This is a genomic window from Streptococcus sp. VTCC 12905, assembly GCF_049893385.1.
Taxonomy (GTDB): Bacteria; Bacillota; Bacilli; order Lactobacillales; family Streptococcaceae; genus Streptococcus; species Streptococcus suis_AA.
The window spans coordinates 1-5,516 of sequence record NZ_JBMVJC010000051.1 but is presented as its reverse complement, the minus strand read 5'-3'; the positions used below and the strand labels follow the sequence as shown (position 1 = coordinate 5,516).

Annotated in this window: 7 protein-coding genes; all 7 read left to right on the top strand. The window is 37.1% G+C overall.

Features of this window, described 5'->3' with window-relative positions; translation table 11 throughout:
* Positions 1–939 (top strand): MFS transporter (locus ACPC58_RS11325; protein ID WP_434066015.1); only part of this gene is annotated, 939 nt, incomplete at its 5' end.
* Positions 940–1,058: 119 nt separating this feature from the next.
* Positions 1,059–1,319, top strand: coding sequence for an ATP-binding cassette domain-containing protein (locus ACPC58_RS11320; RefSeq protein WP_159373771.1), 261 nt, complete (start codon positions 1,059–1,061; stop codon positions 1,317–1,319).
* 401 nt (positions 1,320–1,720) lie between these two features.
* Positions 1,721–2,575, top strand: coding sequence for an ImmA/IrrE family metallo-endopeptidase (locus ACPC58_RS11315; RefSeq protein ID WP_159373772.1), 855 nt, complete (start codon positions 1,721–1,723; stop codon positions 2,573–2,575).
* Between the two features lie 10 nt (positions 2,576–2,585).
* Positions 2,586–3,272, top strand: coding sequence for an XRE family transcriptional regulator (locus ACPC58_RS11310; RefSeq protein ID WP_121791955.1), 687 nt, complete (start codon positions 2,586–2,588; stop codon positions 3,270–3,272).
* Between the two features lie 4 nt (positions 3,273–3,276).
* Positions 3,277–4,692 (top strand): Y-family DNA polymerase, encoded by a 1,416-nt coding sequence (locus ACPC58_RS11305; protein WP_289649258.1) that lies wholly within the window; start codon positions 3,277–3,279, stop codon positions 4,690–4,692.
* On the top strand, positions 4,692–5,057 hold the full coding sequence (locus ACPC58_RS11300) for a hypothetical protein (protein ID WP_121791957.1): 366 nt from the start codon (positions 4,692–4,694) through the stop codon (positions 5,055–5,057). Before ACPC58_RS11305 ends, ACPC58_RS11300 begins: the two co-directional genes overlap by 1 nt.
* Complete coding sequence (locus ACPC58_RS11295) at positions 5,050–5,349, top strand: DUF5960 family protein (protein WP_115265975.1); 300 nt, start codon at positions 5,050–5,052, stop codon at positions 5,347–5,349. Before ACPC58_RS11300 ends, ACPC58_RS11295 begins: the two co-directional genes overlap by 8 nt.
* The last annotated feature ends 167 nt before the right edge of the window (positions 5,350–5,516 follow it).

Sequence of the window (5,516 nt, the reverse complement as noted above, 5' to 3'; positions counted from 1 at the left end):
GTTGCATTCTATATGGAGCTACCTGTCTGGATGGTTATGATAGTATTGTTTATCCGTAGCATTGGAACAGCTTTTCATACCCCAGCGCTCAATGCGGTTACACCACTTTTAGTACCAGAAGAACAGCTAACGAAATGCGCAGGCTATAGTCAGTCTTTGCAGTCTATAAGCTATATTGTTAGTCCGGCAGTTGCAGCACTCTTATACTCCGTTTGGGATTTAAATGCTATTATTGCCATCGACGTATTGGGTGCTGTGATTGCATCTATTACGGTAGCAATTGTACGTATACCTAAGCTGGGTAATCAAGTGCAAAGTTTGGAACCAAATTTCATAAGAGAAATGAAAGAAGGAATTGTCGTTCTGAGACAAAACAAAGGATTGTTTGCCTTATTACTCTTAGGAACACTATATACTTTTGTTTATATGCCAATTAATGCACTATTCCCTTTAATAAGCATGGAATACTTTAATGGAACACCTGTGCATATTTCTATTACGGAAATTTCCTTTGCATTTGGAATGCTAGCAGGAGGCTTATTGTTAGGAAGATTAGGGAGCTTCGAAAAGCCTGTATTACTAATAACTAGTTCATTTTTTATAATGGGGGCCAGTTTAGCCGTTTCGGGAATACTTCCTCCAAATGGATTTGTAATATTTGTAGTTTGCTGTGCAATAATGGGGCTTTCGGTGCCATTTTATAGCGGCGTGCAAACAGCTCTTTATCAGGAGAAAATTAAGCCTGAATATTTAGGACGTGTATTTTCTTTGACCGGGAGTATCATGTCACTTGCTATGCCAATTGGGTTAATTCTTTCTGGATTCTTTGCTGATAAAATCGGTGTAAATCATTGGTTTTTACTATCAGGTATTTTAATTATTGGCATTGCTATAGTTTGCCCAATGATAACTGAGGTTAGAAGATTAGATTTAAAATAAACAATATTGGAGGGATATTTATGTATCTTATTTTCATGTAATTCTTCCTGCTAAAATCGCAGGGTTTTCCCTGCGTACAAGCAAATGAAAGCATGCGATTATAGACAGGAGGAAATGTTATGGAATTAATATTAAAAGCAAAAGACATTCGTGTGGAATTCAAAGGACGCGATGTTTTAGATATAAATGAATTAGAAGTATATGATTATGACCGTATTGGTTTAGTAGGAGCAAATGGTGCTGGAAAAAGCACTTTACTCAGGGTACTTTTAGGAGAATTAACCCTTAAAACTAAGGATTATGTCCACTGGTGGAATCACCATCGCATCCACAGCACATTTCATTACCAAACACCCATGACTAAAAGAGCAATCGTTTAACAAAAACACTTTATAAATTTTGTACAGAAAAGTGTTGCCTTTTCAGTCTTTACCTTGATTTTAATATAAGAGATAGAGTTTACTTAATCACTAAGAAAGGGCAAGTTTTTAAGGGAGTAGTTTATAAACTAGAAAGCCTCCCTGATGATAGCTATGAGCTGTACATCTTAGTTGATTCTAATAAATTTGACTTTGAGATAAAATTACATGAAAGTGAAATAGAAGACATAAAAGTTCTTGAACATAATGCTATAGAAAGAGGTAAGACGTTTAATATAGGTTTTTAATGAAATTTTGCAATATTGGAATATAAAGCAAACTATTTAATTTTTTAAGTGGACAATCGTCCACTTTTTTTGTACAATATTGTCAGTTATAAAACTGACAAGGAGGTAAAGTATTTGGGAAACACCTTTTCAAAGATTAGTTCAGTTGTTAAATCACAACTATATCCCTTTATCAAACTAAGAAAATTATCTCTCTTGTCCTATACTTTTGAAGATTTCTTTAACTATGTTATCTCTGAGAATGATATTAAGGTGTTAGGGCATCATTTTTCCAAACGTCAGATTGAAGGTCTCACCTTAATAGATTCAGGAGGGATTTCACTTTCCTATGAAAAAGAGAATCCAGTAGTACGTCAAAATTTTACCAAATGTCATGAATTGGGACATTTTTTGCTTAATCACCATGGCACAGTCTTTACCGAACTAAAGGAAAATCAGACCGCCCCTGAGGAGGTTGAAGCTAATTATTTCTCAGCTTGTTTGCTTATGCCTGATATTGTTTTGCTATCCAAGATTTACTACCAGAAGTCTAGTTTTCAGGAAGTTGCTAATTCTCTTCATGTGTCCTATGAAGCATTGAATATTCGTCTGATAGACTTGCTAACTTACTTGACAGGTGAGAGCAAAGAGTCAATTATTCAAACTGTTCATCACTATCAATCAAGAGATAATAGAAAAATTCTAGAAAGTTTTGCTAGAGTTCATGATAGCATTGTCTCGGAGTACAACTCTTATGATCCTGGACCAGTAGAAAAGTTATCCTATCTTCTCAGTCAAAAAGATTTTGTTACTGATAAAGAGGTGGCAGAATTATCTCAAAAAAAATTCAGAAGCACTGTTTCCTCGACCAGCGTAGGAACTTGGGCGTATTATGACAAAGGCATAGCAATATTTTATGCTTGGAATAAAGAAAAGTTGACAGAGGGTCAAGCTTATCAAAAAGCGAAAGACATATATTATTTAAGTTAAGGAGGTAACTATGTTTTCATCAGAAGCTCTCAAAAAGAGACGTACAGAATTAAAAATCAGTCAAGCTGACATGGCTAGAAAGCTTGATATTTCCCGTCAGTCCTATTTCACTTGGGAAAGTGGCAAGACAAAACCAAACAGTCATAACATCGAAAAGTTGGCAGATATTTTGGGTGTGTCAACGGGCTATTTTGAATCAGAACATAGAATTGTAGAGACTTATCTGAAACTCAATGATATTAACCGTGTAAAGGTTGAGGAGTATGCAGAAGAATTGCTTACTGTCCAAGAGGAAAGTAAAGTTGTTCAACTATACAGTATCAAGGTTATTGATGATGTTGAGCTGTCTGCTGGTCTAGGGGAAAGTACCTATGATGAAACTGATACCGTAGAAGTCTTTTCAGAAACAGATTACCAGTATGATATTGCCACATGGATTAAAGGGGATTCTATGGAGCCTGTCTATGCGAGTGGGGAAGTTGCTCTTATCCGTGAGGGTGGCTTTGACTATGACGGAGCAGTTTACGCTGTGGTCTGGAATGAGAGAGCTTATATCAAGAAGGTTTACCTAGAAGAAGATGGCTACCGCTTAGTATCTCTCAATCCTGACTATTCAGACATGTTTGCCTCCGCAGAAGACAATCCAAGGATTGTAGGGAAAATCATTGGTCACTTTATGCCAGCAGTGGGAGGATAAATCTATGGGCTATTTTGATTATTCAAGAGAGCCTAAAAGTGATATTGCCTTTATTGATATGAAGTCTTTCTATGCCAGCGTTGAGTGTGTCGAGCGAGGGCTTCACCCCTTAAAAACGTCTCTTTGTGTCATGAGCAGAGCGGATAATTCAAACGGCTTGATTCTTGCTTCATCACCTATGTTTAAAAAGGTCTTTGATAAGCGGAATGTCGGAAGAGTATATGACTTACCCTTTGATATACATACTCGAAAGTTTTCTTACTATAATGCCAAACGTCAAGGGATTGAAATTACACCTGAGTATGTTCAATTTGTCGAAGAATGGGCAAAGGTGACCTTTATTGTCCCACCAAGAATGAGTCTCTATATCGAAAAGAACCTAGAAATCCAGCGTATTCTACAAAACTATGGCAGTCCAGAAGATATTCTCCCTTATTCGATTGATGAGGGATTTATTGACCTGACAGGCTCTCTAAATTACTTTGTCCCTAACAAAAACTTGTCCAGAAAAGAAAAGCTGGATGTGATTTCAAGTAAAATTCAACACGATATTTTCCGACAGACAGGCGTTTACTCAACCGTAGGCATGTCTAACAGTAACCCACTTTTGGCTAAGTTGGCGTTGGATAATGAAGCCAAGAAGACGAAAACCATGCGTGCAAATTGGTCTTATGAGGACGTAGAAACCAAGGTCTGGGGTATTCAGGAAATGACAGATTTTTGGGGAATAGGCAGTCGCATGAAGAAACGACTCAATGCTTTGGGAATTATGTCTATCAAGGAACTAGCTAATAGTAATCCTGATGTCCTCAAGGCTCATCTAGGAGTCAATGGTGTTGACCTTTTCTTTCACGCTAATGGAATTGATGAAAGTAACGTCCATAAACCCTATAAACCAAAATCTAATGGCATAGGCAATTCTCAAGTATTGCCAAGAGATTATGTCAGACAGAAAGAAATTGAGATGGTCCTTTCGGAAATGGCAGAGCAGGTAGCTGTCCGTCTCAGAAAAACAGGCAAGAAGACGACTTGTGTTTCTATTGGCGTAGGTTATTCTCGAAGCGAAGGCAAGAAAAGTATTCATGCTCAGATGAAGATTGAACCAACGAATCAAACAGAAACCTTGAAGAATCATGTTCTGGCTCTGTTTCATAAGAAGTATAGTTCAGGAGCGGTTAGAAGTATCAGCGTTTATTATTCTCAGTTAGTAGATGAATCATTCGGACTAATCTCCCTTTTTGATGACGTGGAACAAATCGAAAAAGAAGAAAGGCTTCAATCAGCCATTGACACCATCAGACATCAGTTCGGATTTACCTCGCTTTTGAAGGCAAATGCCTTATCAGAAGGCTCACGGGTTATTGCCAGAAGTAAACTAGTTGGTGGACATTCAGCAGGTGGATTGGACGGACTAAGCTAATGATAGATAGAAGTTATTTACCTTTTCAATCTGCTAGAGACCATCAAGACCGTGGCATGATGAAATGGATGGGCTTTTTCTTATCGGAACACACCACATCACTAGATGAGGAAAAGCATAAGATAATCTTTTCAGAAGAACTTAGCTTACTGGATAAGCTGACCCTTATCTCACAACTCTATTCAGGGCAACTATCAGGGCAATTTATCGTCAAAGAAGGCAATCAAAAAGCCACCTATCAAGGACAGGTGACAGAGGTATCAAAAGAAAAAATCGTGGTTAAATCAGCAGATAAGTTTCATCTTGTTGAGGTTGAGGATATTTTAGCTATTTACTTGGTGGAAGGAGAAGAAGATGATGAATAGAAAAGAGATATATAAAGATAAGTTGCAAATAGATTATTTCTCAGAAAGTTATATCAAGTTTGAAGAAGATTTTTACCGTTACTCAGCTGATGGAACACCCTTGACTTTTATCATTGATGATATCCTGCTTTCCATGGCACTCTCTCATAAAAATTACTTCAAACTCAACAAAGAAAAGTCGGTTGATGGACGAGACCATTATTTCCAATTTCAAGTTACCTTGGAAGCTGATAATAAGAATGTCAGGACGTTTCAATATGTCGGTCAACGTACAACTCAAAAAGTTGGTTAAGATGAATTTAAGGTCCCATTTATATACTATAAACAATCCTAAATTTTTTCTTTTTCATAATCTCCTTGAGGCAGTTAATGTTTAACATGGCTGTGCGGTGAACACTAATTGTTGTCGTTAAAACGTAGATATGTAGTCTTTTATAAATAAAGTCCCCCAAATGCCTT

What these genes read in the sequence shown, in the direction of transcription:
- ACPC58_RS11320 (WP_159373771.1), top strand. Translation starts at nt 1,059, where the DNA reads ATGGAATTAATATTAAAAGCAAAAGACATTCGTGTGGAATTCAAAGGA.
- ACPC58_RS11310 (WP_121791955.1), top strand. Translation starts at nt 2,586, where the DNA reads ATGTTTTCATCAGAAGCTCTCAAAAAGAGACGTACAGAATTAAAAATC.
- ACPC58_RS11305 (WP_289649258.1), top strand. Translation starts at nt 3,277, where the DNA reads ATGGGCTATTTTGATTATTCAAGAGAGCCTAAAAGTGATATTGCCTTT.
- ACPC58_RS11300 (WP_121791957.1), top strand. Translation starts at nt 4,692, where the DNA reads ATGATAGATAGAAGTTATTTACCTTTTCAATCTGCTAGAGACCATCAA.
- ACPC58_RS11295 (WP_115265975.1), top strand. Translation starts at nt 5,050, where the DNA reads ATGAATAGAAAAGAGATATATAAAGATAAGTTGCAAATAGATTATTTC.